Origin of the sequence: Saccharothrix sp. ALI-22-I (genome assembly GCF_001984175.1) — a bacterium.
Lineage (GTDB): Bacteria > Actinomycetota > Actinomycetes > Mycobacteriales > Pseudonocardiaceae > Actinosynnema.
Map to the genome: position 1 here is coordinate 559,060 of NZ_MTQP01000069.1, position 23,977 is coordinate 583,036.

General features: G+C 70.0%; 17 protein-coding genes and 2 pseudogenes. 11 read left to right on the forward strand and 8 right to left on the reverse strand.

The annotated features are described in order from the left end of the window. Positions 1–55: 55 nt before the first annotated feature. Both ALI22I_RS51685 and ALI22I_RS44650 read left to right on the forward strand, forming a co-directional pair. On the forward strand, positions 56–223 hold the full coding sequence (locus tag ALI22I_RS51685; RefSeq protein ID WP_179118556.1) for a hypothetical protein: 168 nt from the start codon (positions 56–58) through the stop codon (positions 221–223). Further along, a complete protein-coding gene (locus tag ALI22I_RS44650) occupies positions 220–2,031 on the forward strand; it encodes an HEXXH motif domain-containing protein (protein ID WP_077011608.1) in 1,812 nt (603 codons plus the stop codon). The genes ALI22I_RS51685 and ALI22I_RS44650 overlap by 4 nt, the downstream gene beginning before the upstream one ends. Positions 2,032–2,035: 4 nt before the next feature. Here ALI22I_RS44650 and fxsT read toward each other — a convergent pair whose 3' ends face one another. Next, on the reverse strand, positions 2,036–6,343 hold the full coding sequence (gene fxsT, locus ALI22I_RS44655; protein WP_274523059.1) for an FxSxx-COOH system tetratricopeptide repeat protein: 4,308 nt from the start codon (positions 6,341–6,343) through the stop codon (positions 2,036–2,038). Between the two features lie 715 nt (positions 6,344–7,058). After that, positions 7,059–8,579, reverse strand: a complete 1,521-nt coding sequence (locus ALI22I_RS44665) for a VMAP-C domain-containing protein (RefSeq protein ID WP_143532766.1) — start codon at positions 8,577–8,579, stop codon at positions 7,059–7,061. A gap of 551 nt (positions 8,580–9,130) precedes the next feature. Between ALI22I_RS44665 and ALI22I_RS48210 the strand changes: the two are divergent. Continuing rightward, a pseudogene (locus ALI22I_RS48210) lies at positions 9,131–9,331 on the forward strand (transposase); the annotation flags it as partial. A gap of 122 nt (positions 9,332–9,453) precedes the next feature. On the opposite strand, the gene ALI22I_RS44675 reads toward ALI22I_RS48210, so the two are convergent. Continuing rightward, positions 9,454–10,380: a LysR family transcriptional regulator gene (locus tag ALI22I_RS44675; protein WP_077011612.1), complete on the reverse strand. Its 927-nt coding sequence runs from the start codon at positions 10,378–10,380 to the stop codon at positions 9,454–9,456. A gap of 161 nt (positions 10,381–10,541) precedes the next feature. Here ALI22I_RS44675 and ALI22I_RS44680 point away from each other — a divergent pair, with 161 nt between their 5' ends. After that, complete coding sequence (locus tag ALI22I_RS44680; RefSeq protein ID WP_077011613.1) at positions 10,542–11,645, forward strand: tartrate dehydrogenase; 1,104 nt, start codon at positions 10,542–10,544, stop codon at positions 11,643–11,645. A gap of 57 nt (positions 11,646–11,702) precedes the next feature. Here ALI22I_RS44680 and ALI22I_RS44685 read toward each other — a convergent pair whose 3' ends face one another. Next, positions 11,703–12,446 (reverse strand): GntR family transcriptional regulator, encoded by a 744-nt coding sequence (locus ALI22I_RS44685; protein ID WP_077011614.1) that lies wholly within the window; start codon positions 12,444–12,446, stop codon positions 11,703–11,705. Between the two features lie 110 nt (positions 12,447–12,556). Between ALI22I_RS44685 and ALI22I_RS44690 the strand changes: the two genes are divergently transcribed. The 5 genes from ALI22I_RS44690 to ALI22I_RS44710 are packed head-to-tail and all read left to right on the forward strand — an operon-like array spanning position 12,557 to position 17,883. Then, positions 12,557–13,837: an MFS transporter gene (locus ALI22I_RS44690; protein ID WP_077011615.1), complete on the forward strand. Its 1,281-nt coding sequence runs from the start codon at positions 12,557–12,559 to the stop codon at positions 13,835–13,837. After that, positions 13,834–14,784, forward strand: coding sequence for a phosphoglycerate dehydrogenase (locus ALI22I_RS44695; RefSeq protein ID WP_077011616.1), 951 nt, complete (start codon positions 13,834–13,836; stop codon positions 14,782–14,784). The genes ALI22I_RS44690 and ALI22I_RS44695 overlap by 4 nt, the downstream gene beginning before the upstream one ends. A gap of 19 nt (positions 14,785–14,803) precedes the next feature. Continuing rightward, a complete protein-coding gene (locus ALI22I_RS44700; RefSeq protein WP_077011617.1) occupies positions 14,804–16,186 on the forward strand; it encodes an acyclic terpene utilization AtuA family protein in 1,383 nt (460 codons plus the stop codon). Continuing rightward, positions 16,179–16,514, forward strand: coding sequence for a DUF4387 domain-containing protein (locus ALI22I_RS44705; protein ID WP_077011618.1), 336 nt, complete (start codon positions 16,179–16,181; stop codon positions 16,512–16,514). The genes ALI22I_RS44700 and ALI22I_RS44705 overlap by 8 nt, the downstream gene beginning before the upstream one ends. Further along, complete coding sequence (locus ALI22I_RS44710) at positions 16,504–17,883, forward strand: MmgE/PrpD family protein (protein WP_143532767.1); 1,380 nt, start codon at positions 16,504–16,506, stop codon at positions 17,881–17,883. The genes ALI22I_RS44705 and ALI22I_RS44710 overlap by 11 nt, the downstream gene beginning before the upstream one ends. Before the next feature lie 171 nt (positions 17,884–18,054). Here the strand turns inward: ALI22I_RS44710 and ALI22I_RS44715 are convergent. The 4 genes and pseudogenes from ALI22I_RS44715 to ALI22I_RS44730 all read right to left on the reverse strand — a co-directional run. Next, positions 18,055–18,186, reverse strand: a pseudogene (locus ALI22I_RS44715) (helix-turn-helix domain-containing protein); the annotation flags it as partial. Between the two features lie 116 nt (positions 18,187–18,302). Continuing rightward, complete coding sequence (locus tag ALI22I_RS44720; protein WP_083752474.1) at positions 18,303–19,181, reverse strand: class I SAM-dependent methyltransferase; 879 nt, start codon at positions 19,179–19,181, stop codon at positions 18,303–18,305. A gap of 107 nt (positions 19,182–19,288) precedes the next feature. Beyond that, a complete protein-coding gene (locus tag ALI22I_RS44725; protein ID WP_179118557.1) occupies positions 19,289–22,366 on the reverse strand; it encodes an NACHT domain-containing protein in 3,078 nt (1,025 codons plus the stop codon). Positions 22,367–22,423: 57 nt separating this feature from the next. Next, positions 22,424–22,987, reverse strand: a complete 564-nt coding sequence (locus ALI22I_RS44730; protein ID WP_077012075.1) for an HD domain-containing protein — start codon at positions 22,985–22,987, stop codon at positions 22,424–22,426. A gap of 140 nt (positions 22,988–23,127) precedes the next feature. Here ALI22I_RS44730 and ALI22I_RS51690 point away from each other — a divergent pair, with 140 nt between their 5' ends. Beyond that, complete coding sequence (locus ALI22I_RS51690) at positions 23,128–23,304, forward strand: hypothetical protein (protein WP_179118558.1); 177 nt, start codon at positions 23,128–23,130, stop codon at positions 23,302–23,304. A 304-nt stretch (positions 23,305–23,608) separates the two neighbouring features. Continuing rightward, the gene (locus ALI22I_RS44735) at positions 23,609–23,977 is read left to right on the forward strand and encodes an RNase adapter RapZ (protein ID WP_143532768.1); all 369 of its coding nucleotides are present in this window, start codon (positions 23,609–23,611) and stop codon (positions 23,975–23,977) included.

Sequence of the window (23,977 nt, forward strand, 5' to 3'; positions counted from 1 at the left end):
AATCGCTACCACACGGGGACGCCCTGACCAGGTGGCCAACTCGGGAGGCCCGCTAGTGGACGAATCCGCAATTCGGATCGACTCCGGTCTGGTTGACCTGACGAACGTGCCACTCGATGCCTTGGACGCATTCGACGACGAGGTACTGGCGCCGTCGGTCGAACGTCTGCTCAGACAGGTCGACCAGGCCAGCAGCAGCGTGGCGGGGAGCCAACCTTCATGACCGGGTCTCCGGACCTGTTGCCGCACCACCACATCACACCCGTGCAGTTGGACGTCCTCGCCTCCGGCGGGCACGAGGACGGGGCCTTCGCCGTGCTGCGCGACGTCGAGCGCAGTCGTTGGCGGCTCGCGCTGGGCATCCTCGTGCGACACATGAGGAATCACCTGGTCCCCACCGGACCGCTGGTGCCGGTGGCCGAGGCGTGGCGCCTCCTGGTCGAGGCCCAGAGGGTGCGACCGGAGGAGGTCACGGCGCTGCTCGGACGACCCCAGGTCGGCGTGTGGTCCGCCCACCTGCTGCGCCGACTGCGCGGCAAGGCCGACGACGCCGCCCCGCTGTGGTTCCACGTGGGTCAACTGCACGCGTTGGCCGCCGCGAGTGGGATAGTCGCGGGGTTGCGCTTCCGGATGCCGATTCCGCTGTGGGACGGACTCGGCGTGCTGCCCGGTCTGGGTTCGGTCGAGCTGCCCGACCACACCGGGTGGACGCACGCGACGGTGGTTTCGGAAGGCGCCGCATTCACCATTGACGGTGAATCCGCGGACACCGCGTTCCGACCAGTCCGCAATTTTGTGGTCCCCGCCGGAGAACGGCCGCCGGTCCTCACTCTGGACGACACGAGCTGCTACCGGGGTTCGGAAATACCGGAACCGCCGGAGCCGCTGTCGGAATCGGAGGAGGAGAATTGGCGGGCCGCGCTGGCCGGCGCTTGGGCGGTGCTCGACCGCGACCACCCCGACCGGGCGCGTGAACTGGCCGCCGGCCTGGTGGCGATCACCCCGCGGGTGGGAACCCCGCGGTTCCGGCCGCACAGCGCCTCGGTCGGCGACGGGTTCGGGGCCGCGATCATCTCCGCGCCGCACGACCCGGTCCAACTCGCCGTCACGATGGTCCACGAGTTCCAGCACAGCAAGTTGACCGCGATCGGTCATCTCGTGCCGCTCACCGAGGACGACCCCGTGCTCGACTGCTACGCGCCGTGGCGTGACGACCCCAGAGGCACCAGCGGGCTCTTCCAGGGCGTGTACGCGTTCACCGCGGTGGCCGAGTTCTGGGCGGTGCAGTGGCAGCGGCTGTCGGGGGCGGAGCGCGACCTGGCGCGGTTCGAGTTCGCCTTGGTGCGACGGCAGGTGGTCACCGCCCTCGACGTGCTCAAGGGCAGGTCGGCGCTCACCCCGACCGGGCGGCGCTTCGCCACCCGCATCGGTGAACGGCTCGCCGCGCTGGACTCCGTCGACGTCCCCGAGGCGGTCCGTTCCGTGGCCGAGTCGGCCGCCGACGACCACTGGATCGGGTGGCGCGTCAGCAATCTGCGCGCCGATCCCGCGCGGGTGCGCACCGAGGCCGCGCGGTGGCTGTCGGGCCGACCACCCGGACCGATCGCACCTCCGGCCGCGGTCGTGCCGAACGAGAAGCCGCGCCGACTCGACGTGAAGGCCGTGCTGAACCGGGCCCTGCTGTGCGGTCGGGACGACTTCGAGGCGGCACACGCGCTGCTGGGCCGCGAAGACCACGTCGTCGCGGACGCGGGCGAAGGGGATTTCGCGCTGGTGGGAGGCGACGTCCGCGAGGCGCTGGCCCGGTACGCCGAGGAGTTGTCCGAGGTGACCGACCGACCGGGCGCGTGGTCGGGGTACGCGTTGGCGTTGCGCGCGGTGCGCCCGGGCCGCGCCGCCACCACGCTGCTGCACCGCCCCGAACTCGTCCGCGCGGTGCACGACGAGGTGGCGACCGCGACCGGCGAGGCCCCGGATGTGGAAAACCTCGCCGGTTGGCTGGGCGCCCGGTGGTCGGACGACCGGCCCTAACCGGTCACAACGGGATCGGGTCGAGGTCGCAGTCCGCCCGCCGGTCCCCGTCGGCCAACTGCGTCACGGCCGGGTGCTCCGCGCCCAACCTGTGACGCAGCGCTTCCACGGCCTCCCGGTGCAGTCGATCCGCCCCGTCCACGTCACCCAGCGACCTCGTGTCCTGGGCGAGGTTCACCTTGCAGGCGAGCGTGGTCGGGTGGTCCTCGCCGTGGACGACGGCGAGCCGCCGGAGCGTGTCGGTGTCCAGGTCGGACGCCGCTTGGAACTCGCCCAGCTCGTGCAGGTCGCTGGCGAAGTTCACCGCGGTGACCAGGGTGGACGGGTGGTCGACGCCCAACCTGGCCCGGAACTTGTCCAGCGTCGCCTGGTCCAGGTCGCGGGCGCCCTCGGCCTCGCCGACGGCGCGCCGCAGGATCGCGACGTTCACGGCGGCGCACAGCGTGTGCGGGTGGTCGGCGCCGAACGTCTTCGCGTAGCGCGTCAACGTGTCCTGGCCGAGCTGCGTCGCCTTGCCGATCCGGCCGTGGTGCCGCAGTTCCACGGACTTGCACAGGGCGGCGGCCAGCGTGTCGGCGTGGTCGGGGCCGTAGCGCGCGACGAGCCCGCTCAGCGCGATGTCCGCCGCCGCCAAGGCGCCCTCGTGGTCGCCTGCTTTGCGCCGCACCACCGCGAGCTGCCGCATCGCCGCCAACAGCGACGGGTTGAGCGGCCTGTTCTGGCGTTCGAGGACCCGGATGATCCCTTCCAGCTGCGCGCGGGAGTCGATGTAGTCGCCGGTCTCCCGCATGTCGATGACCACGGCGACCTCGGTGGCCAGCGAGATCGGGTGCTCCTGGCCGTAGATCTGGACCTTCCGCTCCCAGGTGTCCGTGTCGAGCTTCCTGGCCGCGCGGAAGTCGCCCACCAGCCGGTAGCTCACCCCGAGGTTGTGCGCCGCGGTCAACGTCACGGGGTCGTCGTCCCCGAGGTAACGGACGCAGTTCTCGTAGTTCTGGATCGACAACCGCAGCGCCTCGTCGAAATCGCCCCTGGCCCGGTAGTCGGTCGCGACCGAGCCGATCGCCTCGATCGTGTCCTCGTGCTCCTCGCCGAAGACCCGCCGGTGCGGTTCGAGCAGGGCGAGGTTGAACTCGGCGGCCTCCGCGTAACGCCCCACGACCCACAGCATGGAGCCGTACCAACGGCCGATCCTGAGCGTCTCCGGGTGCTCCGGGCCGAGCCGTTCGCTCCAGATCTTGTACACCCGGCCGGACAAGTTGACGCTCTGCTCGTGCTCGCCCCAGCGGTAGAGGAACTTCGCCTGGTTGTAGACCAGGCCGCGCACCGATTCCTCCTGGCATTCATAGGCGTTGGACGCGGACAGGTGCGCGCCGAGGTCGGCGTACTTGGACCACTGCTCGGAGTCGTCCGGCGAGTCCGGATCGTTGGCGCCGAGGATCAGGTGCGCGGCGTGCCGCAGGTCGTCGCGTTCCTGGTCGCTCATCTGGCTGATCAGCACCGTCTGCACCAGGCGGTGCATCTCGATCGAGTTGGTGCGGTGGTCGATGCGGACCAGGGCGAAGCGGTTGATATCGCGAATGGCCTCGGTGAGCCGGAGCCGGTCGCGCAGGATGCGGGACAGTTCCGGCAGCACGTCGATGTTGCGGCTGTTGGTGAACATCGACCGGGCGATCGGCTCGGGCGCGAGGAACGCGCACGCTTGCAGCAGCCGCAGGGCGGAGGAGTTCTTGCGCTTGAGCTGGTTCAGCGACAGGTTCCACATCGCGGCCACCGACTTGGGGTAGTCCAGCGTCGTGGTCACGTCGAGCAGTTCCAGCTGCTTCTCGGCGAGCAGTTCCATGTACTCACTCGCGGGCATCCCCGTCTCGACCCGCCACGCCGCCGCTTGCGCGATGGCCAGCGGCAGGTCGCCCAGCGCGTCGGCCAGCCGGCTGGCGTCCCCCTCGGTGAGGTCGGGATCGCGGCGGCAGAGCAGTTGCACGCTCTCCGCCCGGCGGAACACGTCGACTTCGAGGGGTCGGGCGACGCTGAGCCACTGCGAGTTGCGGGAGGTCACGAGGATGCGGCCGGTACCCCCCGTGGGCAGGTACTGCTGGACGGCCGCGGGACTGTCCGCGTTGTCGAAGATCAGCAGCCAGTTGGCGGGCACTTTGGGGTGGCGTCCGCTCTTGAGCGCGTCGAGCACCTGCTGCACCGCGACGTTGGCCTCGGCCCCGACGTTGAGGTCCAGGCGGTCGCCCAGCTCCACCAAGGAGTTGACGATCTTCACCGACCGCTCCGCCGGGATCCACCAGATGACGTCGTACTTGGCTTTGTTGCGGTAGGCGTACTCGATCGCGAGCTGCGACTTGCCCACGCCTCCCATGCCGTGCAGCGCCTCCGGCAGGACCGCCGCTGTCGCGCCGCGGACCAGCCGGCGGTCCAGCTCCTGGAGGAGGTCGGCCCGCCCGGTGAAGTTGGGGTTTCGCGGCGGGACGCCGCCGAACACCGGGGTTACGAACGTTTTTCTCCTTTCCTCCTTGTCGCGGTCGACTGTTGAGGTCACCTCGGCTCCTCCTGCTTTCGGCACCACGTCCGACATTTGCGAATGCACATTCGACGAAGTAGAGTTAATCATATGCGGGGGCACAATAGCCGAGGTTCCCGACGTCGGATCCACTTCACCCGCGTTCAGGTGACGACGACGACTCGAAAGGCGTCGGTACCTACCGAGGTGAAGTCCGGAAAGGGCCTGCTCACCGGCCAGTTGCGCCTCGAACACGTGTTCAGCCTGCGCGGTGGCCCAACTGTCGTCGAAGCCGACGACGTCCTCGTCGAGCGCCGAATCGAAAGCCGCGGCATCGGAATCCCGCTCGGCGAGGTATCGCCGGACGATGTCGCGGACACGAGCGGTCTCGCCCCTGCGGCCAAATGCGAGGAGTTCTTCGCGAATGCCGGGCGAGGTGAATGCGAACATCGCCCGGCCCCGGTCCGCCGATCGCTCCTGCGGCACGGCGGCGACCAGTGGACTGCCGAGGAATTCCGACAGCACGGCGTGCGCGGCGTCCGGGTGCATCCGCGCGCGGATGCGCGACATCACCCCCAGCTCCAGTGGAGCGGCGGCCAGGCACACACCGAGGTCGAACGCGGCCGGCGAGGCGTTGGCCCGGTAGGCGGCGACCAACTGCGCGGGCGTCCCGCGAACGGTGGCACCCTCGGCCGGCGACCTCTCCGGCACCAGCAGAGCGCCCGCGTCGACCCAGTCCGCCCCGGCGGTCAGGCGCGCCCACCGGTGCAGGCCGGCCGGGGTCGGATCGGTGAAGCACACCGGGAACACGTCGCCCACGTCGTCGAACACGCCGGGCACGTCCACCTGGGGCCGCCAGGCCAACCGGGTGTTCGGCGCACCGGCTTCGGGCGACCGCAGGCGCAGCCGGTGCACCTCGAAGCCCATCCGGTTGGCCACCGACCACGGGACCAGGCCGACCAGCGCCACCGGGTGCGCCGCACCCCACCGGCGCAGCGGCGTCCAGGCCGGCCCCGTCCGCCACATCGGGCTCACCCCGTCGCTGACCACGAGCACCAGGCGGCGCCGCAACGGGTCCAGCAGCTCGCCGGGTTCCCTGCGCGCCGAGGTCGGGCCGGCGCCCCACAGGGCCGGCCGCCCTCGGTCGTCCAGGCCGAACCTGCGCAGGACCACGTCGCGGAAGACACCGGCCGCGCTCAACGCCCGCGCGAAATCGCGCACGAACGACGAGTAGATCCACATCGACGGGCTGTCGTCGACCACGAGACCCAGGTCCCAACGCCGCTCGTGGTTCCCGCCGGCGTCCGGCGCACCGCGTGCCGCGCGGGAGACGGGCTGCGAAGCGGCCTTGTGGCCTCGCGCGACCAGTGGTCTCAGCGCCTCCCGCAGGACACGCGTGGTCAACCCGGGAGCGTCCGCGTGCGACGGCGCTCCCCCGCCGGGTTCGTGGTGGAGCGCGCCCACCGTCATGTCCTTTCGACCGTGTCGTGCCAGAGGACGCGCAGCACCTCGTCCCGCCGCGCCGGGTCGGCGGCGATCTGGTCGCTGGACCGGAACACGTGGACGGCGTCGAGCAGCCGGCCCACGTCCGCGACCGCGTGCTCGGCGCGGAACTGGACGAACAGGTCCACCAGGCTGTCGACGAACGCGCCCTGCTCCTCCGGGAAGTGCGCGTCGACCACGAGGCGCAGTTCGTCGACGGTCGGCTCGGGCAGTTCCAGGTGGACCACCCGGCGGCGGAACGCGGGCGGCAGATCGCGTTCGCCCTCGCTGGTCGCGATCACCAGGGGGAACGCGTGGCAGTTCACGACACCGCCGCCGATCCGCGCGGTGCCGCCCGGATCGGCGGTGCGCACGGTGATCTCGGGATCCTCGCGCACCCGGGCCAGTTCCGGGATCTCGAACCCGCCGTCCGCCAGCACGGGCAACAGGTCGAAGGGCAGCGCGAAATCGGCCAGGTCGATGCCCTCCACCACCAGCACCCGCGGCGTGCGGTGCGGCAGGAACGCGGTGCCGAGCGGACCGAGGCGCACGAAATCACCGACCGAACGGCGGTCGCGCGGTTCCGCGGCGTGAATCCAGCCGGCCGAGTCGAATTCGTACAAGGCGGACTGCACCGTGCTGCGCGGCGTTGTCGGCCAACGCAGCACCCTGCCCAGCCCCAACTCGCGCGCGATGGAATAGGCGAGCGCGGTCTTGCCCACACCCGCCCGACCGGTGACGAGCAGGGGACGCGCGAGGGCGATCGCGGCGTTGACGCGGTTGAGCACCTCCGGCCGGTTGAACCCGGCGAACGGGGCGCGGCCGAGATGGCGGGCGCTGTCGGTCAAGTCGAATTCGGGAACAGGCAGATCCGGGGCACCCGCGAAGCGACGCGACGGTGGCGGCATGGGCCAGTGCCGGTCCCGCACGTCGGGATCCACCACCTGTCCGACACCGCGGTAGATCCACCAATCGGGCGATCCGGATGAATGCGTGACCGATAAGTCCTCTCGTTCGACCACCCGCTCCTCGGGCATCACTCAGATCCTCCCAGCGAACCCCACCACGCGCCGAGGGGTTCCGGTAGACGGTCTGCGTCATCCCACAGTACGGCAATTCCATGCCCTGCATGGGTGACATCCGAAGCATTCGAGCGCAGTGCTTCACGCCGCAACCGCGCCACTCGATGCGGGAGTTGATCGACCGCGCCATCCGCGAACAGAGCGGTCACCGCGTCGTGAAAACCGGTCGTCGAGCAGTCCTCGTGATCCCAGAGAATCACCGGTATTCCAGCCCGGAACGCCATGGCGGCCTCGTGCCAGGCCCGACCGCCGCGGTCACCCGGCGGTTCGCTCAGCACCAGCGACACGATGCTGTCGTCCGCGCCCAGGTCGATCGCCATCCTGGTGGGGTCCCACCCGCCGTTGGCCTGCCCCCAGTACGGCAGGGTCGAGGCGGACCGGCCGGCCACCGCGCTCCACCTCTTCTTCCAGGCCAACAGGAACCTCTGGTTGCGCATCCGCTCCAGGCTGCGCAACACGACCGGGTGATCCACGGCCAGCGGTACCGCGTCGGTGGACATCGTGGCTTTGCGCCAGTACTGGACCGGCGTGTTCAGCATGTCCCACGGCAGCACGAATTCCACGAAGATCGCGCCGACGCGCACTCCTTCGGCGCGGACGCCGAGATCCGCCTCCAGGCCCGCGATGACCCGGTCGATCTCCCGCTCCAACTCGTCGCGGCGCACCGTGACGTCGCCGCGGCGTTGCGCGTTCCAGCCGGGCGCGTCCCACTGGCGCCAGTGGGACAGCACCACCTTGTGCTGGTCGGCCGGGTCGGGATCGACCTCGAACACCAGGTAGACCACTTCCGCGCCGTCGCGCGGCGCCGACCGCGCGCGCCAGTGCGCGTGTTCCACGAGGTCGGTCACCTCGAACCGCTCGGCCCACCGCCAGTTCCAGCGCAGGAACTCCTCGGCCAACGCCTTGTCCTCCACCTGGTCCGCGAGGCACGCGATGAAGACCATGGCGGGCGGCAGGGCGTTCGGGCCCGCGTTGAGATCGGCCAGGTGGAGGAACGCCGACCACGCGGACCCGCAGTGGGCCGGCAGGTCGTCGCACTTGCCGTCGGTGGCCACCCGCGCGAGGTGGCGCAGCCGCCGCCGTTCCGCGCCGGGGTCGTCGGTCAACCGCACCGAGCGCAGTGCCTGGCGCAGCTTGTCCCAGTCCCGCGTGGGCAGCGCCCTGGCGGCGGCCCACTCGTCGCCGAGGAGCACGAGTTCGGAGAGTTCGGGCGTATGGGGATCCAGCGCGGTCACGCCCTCGACGAGCGCGGCCAGGCCGTTCGGCCGTTTGCAGCACTGCCGCACCAGGTCGAGCAACTGCAGTCGCGCCGCCTGCCCCTGCAGGAACACCGCTTCACCGAACCAGTCGGACAACAGACCCGCGAGCATCTGCCGGCTGCTATCGCCGCGCAGGCTCTCGCAGCGTTCAAGAGCGTTTACCAGCTCCGCTTGAATCCGCAGTTGTGCGGTGTCGACCCCTGACTCCGAGGTCATGCGACCGCCCCCCTTCCCACCTGCGAGCGCTACCCCAGCCGCGCTCACAAGAAGCTGAATCGTGACGCCGCGCAGGCCATTCGCGCAAGTACTCCACCCGCTCGACCACGCGCACCTCCCGGGACGACCATAAAACCGCCGCCCCACTCCGCGCGTCGACGACCACGCCACGCTGATCACGCAGGTGTCGAACCGCCCAGGAACCCATGTGTCCCTCAGCGTTCGTCCCGGGACACGAATGTCATGACCGTCGGTACTTTCGGCTGATCACGCGATACCGATGGCCGATGCGCCATTCGCGCGATCTTCCTAGCATTCGGTCACGGCCAAACTCGAGCAACCGGCACGTGGCTCGGTGAAGCAGGGGGAGCGGGCACTCGCCCCCGATTTGGCCCGTGGCTTGATGCTGCTGCTGATCGTGCTGTCCAACACCGTCTTCTACCTCTGGGCAGCCGAACAAGGCCCGTCCGGATGGCACCCGGTCGAGGACTCGACGGTCGATCGCACCGTCCAGTTCCTCATGATCACCGTGCTCGACCTGCGCGTCTACCCACTCGCCCTGGCAACGCGGCAGCAACGAGAACACCAACGGCCTGCTGCGCCAGTACTTCCCCAAAGGCACCGACCTCGCCGCCCACACACCCGAGGACCTGGCCGCCGTCGCCGCCCAACTCAACCGCCGCCCACGCAAGACACTCGGCTGGGACACCCCAGCCGAGCGCCTGGCTAAACTCCTGACCGAAACCAGTTGATCACCCGTGTTGCGACGACCGCTGGAATCCACCGGCCGGTACTCGATCGAGACGACGCAGCCGGTCGCCCAGGCCGGCCCGATGGCTTTGCATGATCGCCGTCGACGGCAAAGCGACCTTTCTCAACGAGAAAGCGCCGGCTCACCGGAGCCGGCGATCCGGTCCGGTAGTCGTGTGGCCAGGTGGTCGACCAGTTCGCTGATCCGTCGGGGCACGTGGACGTCGTCGGACAGGAGCGCGTAGATGTCGGCAGGCGGTGTCGGTACCTCGGGCAGCACGCGCACCAGGGCGCCGCTCTTGAGGTGAGACCGGATCTGCCATTCCGAGCGCATGATCACCCCGCGGCCCTGCAGTGCCCAGCCGGTCACGATGTCACCGTCGTTGCTGGACAGGCGGCCGTGCACGCGTATCTGGCGCGGGTTCCCGACGTCGCCGAAGCGCCACAGGGCGAAGTCGCCCTCGTTCTCGCGGAGCACGATGCAGTCGTGGTCGGCAAGGTCCTCGACGTGTTCGGGCGTTCCCCTCCGTTCCAGGTAGGACGGTGCGGCGCAGGGAACTCGACGGTTCTTCGCCAGTCGGCGCATCCGCAATGAGGAGTCCGGGGGTGTTCCGACGTGGACGGCCATGTCGAACTCGCGTCGGTGCGGACGCAGGGGCAGCGCCGTCGTGCGGAGCTGGATGCTCAGCCGGGGATGCAGGGCGGTGAACTCGCCGAGCAACGGCGCCACGTGCGCGCGTCCGAGGCCCAGGGTCGCCTGGACCACGATGGAGCCCCGCAGGTCGCCGGAACGATGGGTGACCAAGTCCTCCAGCTCGCGGACCTGGTCGAGGATCGTCTCCAAGCGCGCGGCGTAGACCTCCCCCTCGGGGGTCAGTGCGAGCCGGCGCGTGCCGCGGTGCACCAGACGTACGTCGAGCCGGCGTTCCAGGGCGCTGAGGCGCTTGCTGACAACGGGCAGGGAGCAGTCCAGCTCGCGGGCGGCCGCCGTGAGCGTTTCGCTGGAGGCGACCACCTGGAAGAAGTGGAGGTCGTCCATCGAGGTGGTCATCGCGTCGCACCGCGGCGGGTGCGGAGCCGGTGTCTTTCCATGAGCGAAAGGATAAGTTGCCCTGAGCGTTCTTGTTGTGGCGTTCCCCGCCGACAAAGGTGGAGGCGCACCCGCCGGCCGGACCGGGCGCGTGCACTGTCGACGAGGCCGGAGGAGCGCCTGTGTCCCACCGTTACCGCATCGCGGTCATCCCGGGCGACGGCATCGGACGTGAGGTCGTCCCGGAAGGGCTGCGGTGCCTGCGGGCCGCCGCGGAGACCCACGGGTTCGAGCTGGAGACCGTCGAGTTCGGGTTCGCCTGCGCCGACTACTGGGTGCGGCACGGCGAGATGCTGCCGCCGGACTGGCGGGAGGTGCTCGGTGGCTTCGACGCGATCTTCTTCGGCGCGGTCGGGTGGCCCGAGGTCGTGCCCGACCACGTGTCGCTGTGGGGCAGCCTCCTGAAGTTCCGCCGTGAGTTCGACCAGTACGTCAACCTGCGGCCGGTCCGGCTGCTGCGCGGGGTGCGCAGCCCGCTGCGTGACCAGGAACCGGGCGACATCGACTTCCTCGTCGTCCGCGAGAACACCGAGGGCGAGTACTCCAGCATCGGGGGCCGGATCTTCGAGGGCACCGACCGCGAGACGGTCGTGCAGGAGACCGTGATGACCCGAACCGGGGTTGACCGGGTGCTGCGGTACGCGTTCGAGCTGGCCGACTCCCGGCCACGCAAGCACCTGACGTGGGCGACCAAGAGCAACGGCATCTCCATCACGATGCCGTACTGGGACGAGCGCGCGGCCGCGATGGCGGAGCGGTACCCGGACGTGGTCGCGGACAAGGACCACATCGACATCCTCGCGGCCAAGTTCGTCCTGCACCCCGAGCAGTACGACGTCGTCGTCGCCAGCAACCTCTTCGGGGACATCCTCTCCGACCTCGGGCCGGCGTGCGCGGGGACGATCGGGATCGCCCCGAGCGCCAACATCAACCCGGACCGCACCTGGCCGAGCCTGTTCGAGCCGGTTCACGGCTCGGCTCCCGACATCGCCGGACGCGGGATCGCCAACCCGGTTGGTCAGATCTGGAGCGGCGCCATGATGCTCGACCACCTGGGAGAGCACGCCGCGGCGGCGCGGGTCGTGGCCGCGATCGAGAGCGTGCTCGACGAGCAACCGGAGGTGCTCACTCCCGACCTCGGCAGCTCCGGGACGACCGCGGGTCTCGGCACGGCGATCGCCGCCGAGATCGCCGCCCAGCACCCAACGGTGACGGTGGTGTCATGACAGGCCGAGTGCTTCCCAACCGCAGTCCAACGACTGCACCGGCGTCCTGGCGGTCCCTCAGGACTGGGCAACGGAAGCCGTCGCCGGTGTCGTGGGTGCGGCGAGCAGGTCCCCGAGCCCGCCACGGACGTCCTCGATCACGAGCGCTTCGGCCGCTGCCGAGTCACCCACCCGCAACGCCCGCACGAGCGCTCGATGGCTCGTGTAGCGGTGCAGGCCGAACTCGGTGTCGTGGCTGATCCGTTCGATCAGCCTGGCCCGGCGCTCCGGCCACGAGAACACCCGGGTCTGGTCGAGCAGACGCACGAGGACCGGGTTGCCGGCGCAGGACTCGACGACCTCGTTGAAGCGCTGCATGGCGTCGAGCAGCCGGCCGAGGTGCCGCGACAGCTCCTGTCCGGCCTTTTGGCGCTGCTTGATGAGGATCAGCAGGTCGTCGGCTTCGTCGAGGATGGCGTCGAGCTGGTCCAGTTGCTCCGGGGACGCGTGCCGGGCGGCGAAGCGGGCCACCATCCCGCGCAGGGCCACCTCGACCTCGGCGAGGTCCTGTATCGCGATGTCGCCGAAGGTGGCCACCTGCACCGTCCTCGGCCCCGTTCGTTCGAGCAGGCCGTCCTGCTCCAGGCGCCGGATGGCCTCGCGCACCGGCGTCGGGCTGACCGACAACCGCTCGGCGAGCCCCCGTTCGGTGACCTTCTGACCGGGACGTAGTTCTCCGATCGTGATCGCGTCGCGGATGGCGCGGTACGCGCGGTCGGCCAGGGTGCCGGCCGTCAGGCCCTTCAACGTCTCATCCGCCATGCGAGCAGTCTATCTGCCATGGCAAAGTTCACTTGCAACTCTTGACCATCTTGCTATAGCAACCGTAGCGTTGTGCTCGCCACAACGGCAGTGGTGAAGGGAAGGTGCCCATGTCGACGACGATGCGCGGCCAGCGCACGCGGACGGGACGGATCACGCTCTTGGTCTCTCTTGCGGTCTTCGCGCAGGAGTCGACGTGGAACCTCTACGACTCGCAGGTACCGCCGTTGCTCCGCGAGCACATCGGCAGTGCCGCGCTCGTCGGTCTCCTCATGGGGATGGACAACCTGCTCGGCATCTTCGTCCAGCCGTGGATGGGCAACCGGTCGGACAACACCCGTACTTCGTGGGGAAGACGTATCCCGTACCTCGTCGTCGGGATGCCGTTGGCGGCACTGCTGTTCCTCGCCATCCCGCACGCCGCGGCCGCGCTGCCACTGCTGGTCCTGGTGATGTTCGCCTACGCGTTGGTCGCGAACTCGTTCAAGCCCATCGCCGAGTCCCTGCTCCCGGACTACATCCCACCCGAGCGGCGCAGCAGGGCCAACGCGGCGGTCAAGATCGCGTCGAGCCTCACGGTGATGGTCGCGGCACTGATCAGCGTCTTCTTGATGGACGACTACCCGAGGTCGTCGTTCGCGATCCCCTCGGTCCTGATGGTGGCGTCCGTGGTCGTGCTCGCCGCGAAGCTGCGGGACAGCCGGTCCCCCGCCTACCAGGCGGCACTCGACGAGGACCGCGAGCGGCAGGGTACGGCGTCAGCGGACGTGCGGGTGCGGGTGCGGGACGTCGTGCTCGACATCGTGCGGGATCCGAACCGCAGCAGGTTGTTGCTCATCGTGTCCATCCTCGTCTTCGGCGGTGCGTGGGCCGCCTCCCGGGCACTCATCACGCCGTACGGCATGGAGGTGCTGGACCTGTCCCGCGGCGAAGCGGGCGGGCTGACCCTGCCCAGCGGGGTGGCCTTCATCGTGGCCGCCTACCCGGTGGCGCTGCTCGCGGAGCGCTTCGGCCGGCTGCGCGTGATGATGGCCGGGATGGCGGTGTTCGCGGCCGGCCTGGTGCTCGGCACCGTGGTGCAGACGCCAGCCGGTGCGGTGGTGGGTCTGTGCGTCGCGGCAGCGGGTGCGTCCTCGTTCTTGGTCAACGCGGTCGTCGTCCTGTGGAACCTCGCCCCGTCCGACGGTGTGGTCGGTACCTATACCGGTCTCTACACCGTCGGATGGGTGGGTGGCGGCTTCCTGGGGCCGGCGGTGGTCGGCGGCATGGTCGACCTGACGAGCTGGTCCCTGCTGCTGATCCACGTGGCGATCATCGCGGTCATCGGCGTGCTGGTGGTCGCGCGCATCAGTGCCCTGCAACGACGGTCTTCCTCCGGTCGTGTCCTGTGACGGCATCCCGCGTGCTGATCACCACGGACTACCTCCGCCCCGGCGACGAGGTCGACGAGTTCCTGAGGCGCTCCGGGTTGGAGACCGTGCACCTGCCCATGGTCGGTCGGCGCGATCCCGAGCAGCTCGTGGCGGCGCTCGCCGGGATCGACGCCGCGCTGGTGGCCAACGAACCGCTGACGGCCGACGTCCTCGCCCGCGCGCCGAGGCTGCGGGTCATCGTGCGGACGGGTGTGGGCTACGACTCGGTCGACGTCGCCGCCGCGGCCCGGCTGGGGATCAGCGTGAGCAACCTGCCCGGCATCAACGCCAACGCCGTCGCCGAGTACACCATTGGTCTGTTGCTCGCGGGCGCCCGACGTCTCGTGCAGTCCGCACACGGTGTGGCGCAGGAGGCCTGGCCGCGTGAGGACGGACGCGAACTGCGCGGGTCGACCCTCGGACTCATCGGCTACGGCGCGTCGGCGCGGGCGGTGGTGCCGCTGGCTCGCGCCTTCGGCATGAGCGTGGTCTGCACCACCAACGTGCCGGCGCGGCTGCGGAGCGCCCCCTCGGTCCGGTTCGTCGATCTGCCCGAGTTGCTGGCCACCGCCGACTACGTCTCGGTGCACACCTCGCTCACGGAACGGACCCGAGGCCTCCTCGGCGAGTCGGCGTTCAAGCAGATGAAGCCGACCGCGCTGCTGGTCAACACCGCGCGTGGCCCCATCGTCGACGAGGACGCGCTCGTCGCGGCCGTGCGGGCGGGAGAGATCGCGGGCGCCGCACTCGACGTCGTGAGCGAGGAGCCGCTTCCGCCGAGCAGCCCGTTGCGCGGCGTCGAGGGCATCGTCGTCTACTCCCACATGGCCGGGCAAACCGCCGAAGCACGAGCCGCCGCAGGGCGCAGAGGGGCCGAAGAGCTCGTGGCGGCGCTCGAAGGCCGAGCACAGTTCCCGGTGAACTGACACGGAGAGAAAGAGGGACATGGACAGCGAACCCGTCAAGTCGGTCCGGGTCCTGTCGCCGAGCGGCATGCTCGGCGCCGGGTGGGACCACGCGACGATCGAGCGCGGCATCGCACTGGGTGCCGACGTCATCAGCATCGACGCCGGGTCAACGGACTCCGGCCCCTACTACCTCGGCTCCGCGACCCCGAAGACGACGGCCAAGGCGGTGGCACGCGACCTGCGCAGCCTGCTGACGGCCGCGGCCGGCGCGGGCATACCCGTGATCGTGGGCTCCTGCGGTACGAGCGGAACCGACAGCGGCGTCGACTGGGTCGCCGGGATCGCCGCCGAGGTGATGGCGGAGGAGGGCCTGAGCCTGAAGGTCGCGCGGATCTACAGCGAGCAGAACGCGGCCGAGTTGAAGGAGCACCTCGACGCGGGCCGGATCCACCCGCTACCGCCGTTGGGACAGCTGCGGGCCGAGACCCTTGAGAGCTGCACCCGCATCGTCGGAGCGATGGGCCACGAACCGATCGTCCAGGCACTCCGTGCCGGTGCCCAGGTCGTGCTCGCCGGCCGGGCCACCGACACGGCGGTGGCTGCCGCCTACCCGCTCATGAAGGGGATGCCGGCCGGGCCGACGTGGCACGCCGCCAAGATCGTCGAGTGCGGCGGTCAGTGCACCGACAACCCGCGCGCGGGCGGAGTCCTCGCCACCATCGACGCAGACGGCTTCACCATCGAGCCGCTCGACCCCGCGGTGTCGTGCACGCCGATCTCGGTGGCCGCTCACATGCTCTACGAGACCGCGAACCCGTTCGAGATGCGGGAGCCCGACGGCACCCTCGACGTCCGTGACGCGCGGTACACCGCGGTCGACGGCCGGATCGTCCGCGTCGAGGGGTCGAGGTTCCACGTCGCCGACCAGTACACGATCAAGCTGGAAGGCGCCCGGATCACCGGCTACGAGACCATGTCGTTCACCGCGATCCGAGACCCCCTCATCCTCGCCGACATCGACGCCTGGGCGGACTTGATGCGCACGATGATCACTCAGCGGGTGGACCAGACGCTGGGGCTTGCGGATGACGAGTACGCCTTCGACCTCCGCCTCTACGGCCACAACGCGGTGCTGGACGACCTCGAACCCGAGATCGGGCCGCCGCGGGAGGTGGGCGTGATGCTGCTGGTCAACGCGCCCGACCAGGCGACGGCCACGGCGATCGCCAAGGTCGCCAACCCGCTGATGCTGCACCTGCCGACGCCGGCGATGGACTACCTGCCGAGCCTCGCGTTCGCGTCCTCGCCCGCCGAGGTCGAGCGCGGCGCGGCGTACGAGTTCGTGCTGAACCACGTCGTCGACTGCGACGACCCCACGAGCCTGTTCCGGACCGAGATCGGGGAGAACACCGATGCCTGAGACCACCCTGGCGGATCTCGCCCACGAGGTCCGGTCCAAGAACGCAGGCCCGTTCTGGGTCACCATGGAGCTGTTCATGCGCGATGCCGAGGGCTACCGGATCGCCGCGGACGAGTCCTTCCTGAACGAGCGCGTGATCGCGGAGCTCTACCGGGTCGAGGAGAGCACGGTCCAGATGTTCCGGATCCCGTCGCTCAACGTCGTGAAGATCTCCTTTCCACGCCCGATCAGCCAAGGATCGCTCCGGGACCGCGACATGCACGCCGGCCAGCACCACGTCCCGCTCGCGCGCATGCCGATCAAGCGGTCAGCCGACCGTGATCGCTGACGACCTCGGTTCCTGGGCGGCTGCACTGCGCTTCGACGACCTCAGCGAGCACGCGGTCCACACGGTCCGGCAACGCCTGGTCGACACCCTCGGCTGCGGGCTCGGCGCGTTCAACGCCGAGCCCAGCCGCGCGGCGCGACGTCTCGCACGTGCCCTTCCCCCGGGCCCGTCGACCGTACTGGGCACGAGGCACAGCGCCACCGCGGACGTCGCCACGTTCGTCAACGGGACGATGGTGCGCCACCTGGACTTCAACGACGGCTACCTCGGGCTCGAACCCGGACATCCCAGCGACAACATCCCGGCATGTCTGGCGGTTGCCGAGGCCGAAGGGCGCTCCGGCCGGGACCTCGTCACAGCCATCGCGCTCGCCTACGAGGTACAGGTCCAACTGCAGGACGCCGCGAACCTCTACCGCCGCGGGTGGGACCACGCGAACTACGTGCTCGTGTCCGCCACCCTCGCCGCGGGCAAGCTCATGGGCCTGGACGCTCAACAGCTCACCCAGGCGGTCAACATCGCCTTGAACGGGCACATCGCGATGCGTCAGGTCCGGGCAGGCGAGCTGTCGTCGTGGAAGGGTTCCTCCGCGCCGAACGCCGCCAGGAATGGTGTCTTCTCGGCCTGGCTGGCCAGGGAAGGGTTCACCGGACCCGCGCCGATCTTCGAGGGCGAGATGGGGTTCATGCGACAGGTGAGCGATTCCTTCGTCCTGGAGCCACACGGGTTCCCGCACACCTCCGGCAGCCCGTACGCCGTGTCCCGGACGCTCACCAAACTGCTGCCGACCAACGGTGAGATGCAGACAGCGGTGTGGGCGACGCTCGCCTTGCGCCAGAAGATCGCCGACCTCGACGAGATCGACCGCATCGTCGTCGACACCACGCACATCGGCTGGACGATCCTGGGCAAGGACCCGGAGAAGTGGCGCCCCACCACTCGCGAGACCGCCGACCACAGCCTCCCGTACACGGTGGCCCGTGTGCTCGTCGACGGGGAGTTGACGGCGTCCTCGTACGATCCGGACGCGCTCACCGACCCCGCCGTCGGGGCGTTGATGGCCCGCGTCGAGGTTCGCGAGGACCCGGTTCTCACGGCGATGCTGCCGACCCGCATCCCCAACCGGGTCACCATCAGCCTCACCTCCGGCGACGAGCTCGTCCGCGAGGTCCACGACGCCCCCGGTGGCCACCGGACGCCGATGACCGATGAGCAGTTCGAGAAGAAGTTCGCGGCGATGGTGGAACCGCTGACGACGGCAGCGCGGTGCAGCCGGATGCTCGACGAGATCTGGAACGTCGACCTGGCGCCGACCGTCACCACCCTCACGAAGGCCCTGGTCGTCGACGACGAGCCCGATGGCGGATGAAACCGGACTCCTCTTGCCTCGACCTGAAAGGGACATCTCGTGGTCCGTGTCGAAGACCTGCCTGCCGCACACCCCGGCGGCACGGCGGGCCGCTCCACCGGGTGTCGTGTCCACCTCGAACAGATCGCCGGGAGTGCACGGCAAGGCGGTGCACAACGCGATCAGCGTCGACAGCTTGATCTGGCTGGGTTCCTTGGTGAACAACGCCGACACCGAGGCCGCGGACATCTCCAGGCCGGCCTTCTCCGCCGGCGGCCGCCGCAGCGGGGTGCCGGTCCACACCTCCCGCTGGGCCGCGGCCATCCGCAGCCGCCACCGGATCTCCCCTCTCCGGCCAGCTCGGACAGCGTGGAGGACGCCGCACGCCGATAGGCGTCCTCGATGAACGTCGCCGAGGTGCGCTCTGGCGACGTCAGATATCAGAACTGTTGGAATGGGTCTGCTCCGGTCGGCTCGGTGGGGTCTGTAGGTGCCGGTTCCGCAGCCGTAGGTGGGGATGGCTTGCGGCCGAAGGCGTAGATCACCTCCGGGTTCAGGAGGCGGTCCTCGTCGTCGCGCAAGAGGTCGGCCAACGCGCTGGTGTAGTCGTGTTGGAACGCCTGGACTTGCTCGGGGACGAGGGTGGCGATGGCGTCGTGGTGCGGGCCGTGGACGTGGGCTTCCCAGGCGTGTTCGAGGTCGCCGCGGGAGAACTGGACGGTCTCTGCAACCGGGGCCGTCGGGGTGATGCCGGCTTCCCGCAGAGCGTGGGCGCATCGCGATTCCGTGCCCAAGGGCGTGGCCGGGTCGGTGAGATCCAGGCCGTAGCGGCGGGCCTGCTCACGGAAGAGCCTCGCCCCGACAGGGAATCCTTCCCGCATGGTGGAGAACGCGATGAGCCCGCCGGGCGCCAGCAGCCGGTGCCATTCACGAAGCGCGGCCTGGACGGGCAGGTAGAGCAGACCGGCGGAACAGAGGACCAAGTCGAACGAGGCATCCGCGAAGTGGGGCAGCGATGTGGCGTCGGCCTGGACCAAGTCGATGTTCGTCAGGCCCGCTGCGGTGATCGACTGCCGGGCCCGGTCGAGCATGCCTGCGGAGATGTCCACGCCCACCACGCGCCCGGCGGGTCCGGTGGCGCGGGCGGCAGCGATCGCGGCGAACCCGGTCCCGGTTGCGGCGTCCAGGATTCGGATGCCCGGCGTGGGGGCGACGAGTTCGACGAGCCGTCGGGCGTAGCCGATGTGCCAGGAGTTGCTGTCGTAGGAGGCGGCACGCTTGTTGAAGGCGGCCTCGGTGGTGTCGCGGGATTTGGTCATGCGAGTTCATCTTCTGGTCGTTCGGCGGCTGATGTCGGCGGCATAGCCGGCCACCGGGGAAAGCCAGGACGAGGTGCCGTGGCCACCGATGGCGCGGACCGCTCCCGTCAGGTGAAGTCGACGCGAGGCGCGTCGGGGAGCGTGGCGCGCAGCGCCGGTCGGTCGTCCGGGGCCACGCCGCGCAACTCGAACTCGACGGACAACCCGGCGAGCGGGCCCAGGTCCGGGCGGTCGATGCCGGTCAGGTCGAGCACGAGGCGGCGCAGCGCGGGCAGGACGGCCAGTTCTCCGGCCTCGGCGACGGACGGCACCCCGCGCGCGTGGACGGTGGTCAGTCCCCGGAAGCGCCCGATACCGGCGAGGTTTCGCGCGTGGCCGGGTGACTCGACCGCGAGATCGGTCAACGGCAGCGAGTCCGGCAGGGCGTGCAGGCCGTCGCGCAGGGCGCGGTGCCTGATCGCCAGGTCGCTCACCCGCGCCCCGTCGAGGGTGTCCAGGTCGACCGACGGTCCTCCCACGTACGGGCGGCCCAGCAGGCGCAACGTGGTGACCGGGAGGTGGGCCAGCGCGGAGAGGTCCGCCAAGGCGCTGAAGCCGGAGACGGTGATGGTGTGCAGGGATTTGCAGCCGATGAGGCCGTTGAGGGTGCGGCACACCTCGTTGGCGCGGATCTCCAGCGTTTCCAGTCGCGGCAGTTCGACGAGCGGGCGCAGGCGGGCACGGGAGTCGGCGAGCTGGAGGTCACCGACGACCACGACGTGGCGCAGGGTGCTGAGGTGGCGCAGGCCGCGCAGCATGTGCCAGCGGTGGACTTCCAGGACGCGGTCGCCGAAGTCGACGACGCCCAGGTTGTCGGCGGCGTACCGCTCGGAGTACTCGGTGTTGCGCCACGCGCGGAGGAGTTCGTTGACGACCGCGCCACCGTAGGCGTGCGTGAACGCTTCGATGCTTCCCCACCCGCCGATGACGGCGAGCGCGCGGATGACGTAGCGGGCGATCTCGGCGGCGTTCGCGCCGGTCTCCGCCGCGAATTCGGCTACCGCGTCCGGACCGGGCAGCAGGTCGAGCACGAACGAGCCCGCGCGGGCCAGCAGCTCGGCCTCGTCGTAACCGCGGGGTGGGACGAGTTCCCGTGCGGCGGCCATCACCTCGGCACGCACGTGCTGGGGTTCTATCACGTCGACGTACCCGAGGCAGGCGGCGGCCAGCAGGCGCAACCGCTGCACCTCGGCGGTGGTGCTGCGGCGCCGTTCGGCACGGGCCAGCATGCCCAGAAGCAGCTCCCCCGCCTCGTGCGCGCGGGCCTGCGCCGCCGCCATGAAGATCACCTCGTCGAGTTCCTTGGCTGCGTCGTGGGCGTTGTCCACGAGGTAGGCCAGCTCACCGGACTTGACGAAGTCGCCCGCGGCGAGGAAGTCGCGGAAGATGCGGTGGACGAACCGGATGTGGCCGTCCCCCTCGTCGTCGCGCAGCAGACCGGTGCGCTCCACCAGGTGACGCAGCACTTCGTGCGCGTCCAGGTCGGTGGACCGCAGGCCGGTCATGGCGCGCTCGATGCGGCGCGCGGCGGCCGACCGGGTCACGACGTGCTCGCCGTTGCGCACCATGGGTGCGGCGAACCGTTCGAGCAGCACCACCTTCTCGTTGCCGGTCATCCGCAGCTCGGTTTCCACCTGCACGCCGCGACGCAGGTCCCACTCGCCCAGCAGCAGTTCCAGCGCCCGGTTGAGCAAGTCCTTGCGGCTGTACGGGAGGTACATGTTCTCTCGCCGGTACAGCGCGCACAGCAGGGAGCACAGCAACGGGCTCGACACCAGCCGGAGCACGTCGGGACGTTTGAGCAGCGCCTCCTTGAGCTTGCGCTCGCACCGGGACAGCCACTCGTGCGACGACTCGGGCTCGGTGACGCGCACCGCGGCGAACCAGTTGCTCACCAGATCCCGCACTCCGGGGCCGCTGAGCGGCATCAGCTCGAAACGGACCAGTCCCGGCACGCCGATGTCGTCGGGCGCGAGCCAGGTCTCGTCAACGGCGGACGGGCGCGACGTCACCACGTACCAGGCGTCGGGGTAGTTGCGCAGCAGGCCGCTCAACCAGGTCCGCACACTGTCGCGCCGTCTGATCAGCAGCTCGTCGATGCCGTCCACCAGCAGCAGGGCACGCCCCTGGGCCAACAGGTCGGTGACCCACCGATCGGGCTTCTCGCCCGCGAGCACGGGCGTCGTGACGCGCACCAACTCCTCGGCCAGCGGCAGTTCACGGTCGGCGAACTGCCGCAACGGCACGTAGAACGGCACGACACCGCGCCAAGTGCCGTCGGGCTCGCCCTGGCCGGTCGCCAACGCCGTCTCGTGGGCGAGCCACTGGAGGAACGTCGTCTTCCCCGCCCCGGCCCGACCCAGCAACAGGACGCGACGCGCTTCGGCGATGGTGTGGGCGCTGTTGACACCCTGCCCGGTGAGCTCGGCTTCGGTCTCCGAACCGCGCTGCCACCGGTCGATGGACGGAGGCGCGTAGAACGAGGAGAACTCGTGCTTGGCCGGGCCGCCGCCGCGCACGCCGACCTGGAACAGCTCGAACCGGGCGAACTGCTCGGCCACCTCGGCCAGATACCGCTGCTCGAACCGGGCCCGCTCGTCCCGCGCCTTGCGTTCGGGCGCCTCGGCCAGCTCACCCAAGGAGGTCCGCACGCGGTCGAGACCGCCGAGCGCCCTGCTCATGTCGTCGCCGACATCGGCCAGACCCGCGACGACGGCCGAGCGCCAGATGCTGTCCACCTGCCGGGCGTGCTGCGCGACCTGCTCGCACGCCTCGTAGAGCAGCCGGTGGTAGGCGCGCGCCTCTCCGTCGCTCATCCCGGCGGGCGCGGTGGTGCGCAGCGCCCGGCGCAGCTTCGCCGCGTCGACCAGGTCGGCGGGAGCGGCCTGGGCCAGTCTTCCCAACGGGGACGACGCCAACGCCTCCGCGGCGGCCTCGCAGGTGAGCATCCACTCGGCGTCGGTGAGCGCGGGGAACTCCAGGGAGCGCAGGGCTCCGAGGTCTTCCAGTGCGGCGGCGACCTGGCGGTCGACGTTGCCCAACCGACGGCCGCGCCGCTCAAGGGCACCGTCCAACACCTTGGTCAGCACCCACTGGTGCATAGCCGAGAAGGTCGCGGCCAGCACCGCGGTCACAGGATCGGCCACCAGTCCCCCAACCCGCGTCGACATCTCCACGTTAGCGAAGAGGCACGGGCCGTGCCCTCAGATCGCGGACAACCTCCGCTCGACCCTCGCCGCGATGGCGAGCAGACGGGGTCCGCGCAGGTGGTGAACGCGCGCGTTGGCCGAATCAGCTCCGTGCCTGCGCAGGACGTCGGCCAGCCGTTGCGCGGGGGTGACCTGCCGGCCGGTGCTGTCCACGGTCTGGTCGGCGTAGGTCAGCGCGTCCGCGACCGGGCCGTCCTCCTGCGGGTAGGCGTCCAGCGCCTCGCCCAGGCCCTGGACACCGGCCACCAGACGTGCACCCGAGTGGTGGGCGACCAACGCGCTCACCCGACGCGGCCACCCCGACCGGTCCAGGTGGCGGGCACCGTCGAGCGGGTGAAACCCGCTGTCCGCCACCGACGCGGCGTACCCGATGTCGTGCAACCACGCCGCCGCGACCAGCACATCCCGATCACCCGCCGGCACCGTCACCGCCAACTCCGCCGCCCGCGCGGCCACTCCGACCGTGTGCCGCCAGCGGTTGCCCATCTCCCCCAACAGGCCCTCCGCCAGCCGACGCGCCCCCAGCGGGCCGTGATCCCCCCACGCGTTCGCCTTCATGCGACCCTGCATTCCCCGCCGGGTGACGTTGCGGTCGAACGGGCGGGAACACAAGATGAACAAACACTGTCGGATCACGCACGCCGACACCGAAATGGTCGGGTGCGCAACCCGCGATACCGCATGCGACGGTCAAGGTGTTGCCGCCGACGGTCAATTCGACCGGGTCGGGGATGGCCGTGCCCGAGGCCGCTCCTGATCCCGCCGACGTGGCGATGGCGACGCAGTTCCTGGCCCGGTTGAAGCTTGTGCCGCTCGAAAAGTCATCGTCGCCGGCAGAGCTGCGCGGTCGTCAGCCTGAGGGCATGCTCTGGTGATCGTGTCTCTGCTGGAGGCATTCCAGGACGAAGTATCCGTTGCGGCTCTCACGCTGCGTTCCAGAACCGGGTTCCACCTCACCCGGCTATCCCGGCCCGGATGCTCGGGGTCCACATCGAAGTCGCCGTCCAGTGGCAGCAAGCATCAGCCGAACAGCGACGACGACGCCGGCACCGGCCTGGCGGCGCGGCTGCGGCCGGGGGTTCGCGCAGCCGGTGATCCCGGTCGACCCCGACGAGGCCACTACCAGCGACAACGCCTCGAACACCCGGGGCTTCAGCTGCCGCACCCTACGATGAACACGTGGCGGTGATCTTGGTGACAGGCATGTCCGGCACGGGGAAATCGACGGCATTGGGCCGGTTGGAACAGCGGGGATACCGGGTCGTGGACACCGACGTCGGGGAGTGGATCGAAGACGTCCCGCGCCCCGATGGCGCCGGCATGGAGCCGCAGTGGCGCGAGGACCGGATCGACGCGCTGATCGCGGACCATGAGCGTTCGGGTGAGCCACTGTTCATCGCGGGCACGGTGTGGAACCAGAGCAGGTTCCATCCCCGGTTCGACGAGATCGTCGTCGCCGTCGCCGGTTCGTCGGTGCTCTACAAGCTCGCCGGCCTGGTGACGGGTCGAGCGGGGCGGATGCCCATCTCGACCCGTCACCAGGCATGA

Bases quoted from the DNA above. Each gene is read 5' to 3' on its own strand.
- ALI22I_RS44690 (WP_077011615.1), top strand. From the start codon at position 12,557: ATGTCGACGACGATGCGCGGCCAGCGCACGCGGACGGGACGGATCACG.
- ALI22I_RS44705 (WP_077011618.1), top strand. From the start codon at position 16,179: ATGCCTGAGACCACCCTGGCGGATCTCGCCCACGAGGTCCGGTCCAAG.
- ALI22I_RS44685 (WP_077011614.1), bottom strand. From the start codon at position 12,446: ATGGCGGATGAGACGTTGAAGGGCCTGACGGCCGGCACCCTGGCCGAC.
- ALI22I_RS44720 (WP_083752474.1), bottom strand. From the start codon at position 19,181: ATGACCAAATCCCGCGACACCACCGAGGCCGCCTTCAACAAGCGTGCC.
- ALI22I_RS44730 (WP_077012075.1), bottom strand. From the start codon at position 22,987: ATGAAGGCGAACGCGTGGGGGGATCACGGCCCGCTGGGGGCGCGTCGG.
- ALI22I_RS44665 (WP_143532766.1), bottom strand. From the start codon at position 8,579: ATGACCTCGGAGTCAGGGGTCGACACCGCACAACTGCGGATTCAAGCG.
- ALI22I_RS44675 (WP_077011612.1), bottom strand. From the start codon at position 10,380: ATGACCACCTCGATGGACGACCTCCACTTCTTCCAGGTGGTCGCCTCC.
- ALI22I_RS44650 (WP_077011608.1), top strand. From the start codon at position 220: ATGACCGGGTCTCCGGACCTGTTGCCGCACCACCACATCACACCCGTG.
- ALI22I_RS44700 (WP_077011617.1), top strand. From the start codon at position 14,804: ATGGACAGCGAACCCGTCAAGTCGGTCCGGGTCCTGTCGCCGAGCGGC.